The 1,615-nt window shown below is 29.6% G+C and carries 2 protein-coding genes; both read left to right on the top strand.

The window, feature by feature from the left end; all coding sequences use genetic code 11:
* The first annotated feature begins 161 nt into the window (after positions 1 to 161).
* Positions 162 to 722, top strand: coding sequence for a GNAT family N-acetyltransferase (locus tag CN514_RS10700; RefSeq protein ID WP_176525866.1), 561 nt, complete (start codon positions 162 to 164; stop codon positions 720 to 722).
* Between the two features lie 315 nt (positions 723 to 1,037).
* Positions 1,038 to 1,328, top strand: coding sequence for an SAV0927 family protein (locus CN514_RS10695; RefSeq protein WP_098232566.1), 291 nt, complete (start codon positions 1,038 to 1,040; stop codon positions 1,326 to 1,328).
* The last annotated feature ends 287 nt before the right edge of the window (positions 1,329 to 1,615 follow it).

Here is a 1,615-nt window from a genome sequence, read left to right as displayed (position 1 = left end):
TTTTTAATTTGTCCATAAATGTTTAAGAAATAGCATTTTTGTAAATTTTTATGGTAAAATTTAATAATTAACAATTTTCCGCATAATCAATTCTTCCCTATTTAAAAAGAGGTAATGGTTAACGAATAGTAGATATAGAAAAGTTTATTGGAGGGGTTAATTTGAAAGAAGTTATAGTACGCCCATATACATTTGAGGATGCAGAGGCAAAGTTACAATTACATGTTGAAAATAAAGAACATTTTGAAAAATGGTCTCCTACGTTAAGGAAAGAAGACTTTTACACAGTTAAAGGACAAATGAATAGCATTAAAGAGTTTATGGAAAAAAGTGCAGAAGATAGTAGATATGATTTTGCAATCTTTGTTAAAGAAGACAATGAGATAACTTTAATAGGAGAAGTACAGTTCATTTTTGTTACACGAGGACCTAAACAAACTTGTATGGTTGGTTACCATATTGGGGAAAAATTTAATGGCCAAGGATATATGACGAAAGCTTTGAAACTTGCTTTGAAAATTGCATTTGAAGATTTGAAGTTCCACCGAGTAACTTCCGAGGTTAATCCAGAAAACTTAGGATCTTTACGCGTCCTTGAGAAAGTTGGATTTGTGAAGGAAGGATATTATCGAAAAAACTTAAAAATTAGAGATAAGTGGTATGATCATGTTTGTTTAGCAATCTTAGAAGAAGAATTTGCAGAGAAGGCTGCACAAAGGTAATTTGGTAAAATAAATATTTTATTTAATTTAACATAGACAGTATATTGTTTATCTTTTTTTATGGAAAATAAGTTTAATATCTATATAAAACGTTCAATTTAACATTTGTTTGTAAATAATTAGATGCATTACGACATAATTTTTAATTTGTCATAAAATTTTATCAATAAAAATAAAGGAAAATTGGCATATTTTAGCTAATTAATAAGAAAGGGAGTTCATACTCTCTTGCTATTTAATAATCGATGCAATAATTCGATTTAAGTGCAAGATGCTCAAAGTAAAAACTATGGTGAAAAAAAAGGAGTGGTAGGGATGAATTTCTACATTATATCGGAAGAGAAAGAAAACCAAAACATTCATTATTACTGTATCGCTGCAGGTAGCCATCGCTACGACTTTGCTGTTATCTTTTCGGAAAAATTTCTAGGGAAAGCAATGGTTGTCTCTATTCAAAGTGGAAGAATGGTATTACTTTGCAGAGATGACATTGACCATCCAGAACACTGGGATCAAAAGCTTGGCATTGCAGCTGAAGACATCAAAGAAATTGAATCGTTTTTTCATTCTATTTTGGACCAACGAATTTTTAGTGATCAATATTAAAAAGTGGGAGTCTCCATATTTTAGGAGACTCTTTTTATTTGTATTTATAAGTTAAGAAGTTATGGAAAAAAACGGAGTACAAAACCAGTACTATGTAGGAAGTCCAGTTATGGGCCAAAGATATAATTCATTAATGATTTGAAGCAATAACGGAGTAACATACAATTATTATCAAAAATGTATAGAAAGTAATTTTCTATGGGGTGAAATCAAGTGCGTTCTTATTTTTAACCCAGTTTTTTGTTTAAACAATTATGGAAAATATGTGAATATGTAAGATTTTACTA

Source organism: Bacillus sp. AFS001701 (assembly GCF_002559405.1).
Taxonomy (GTDB): Bacteria; Bacillota; Bacilli; order Bacillales; family Bacillaceae_G; genus Gottfriedia.
Note: the sequence above shows the minus strand (reverse complement) of the source record. Positions and strands in the feature narration are given on the sequence as shown.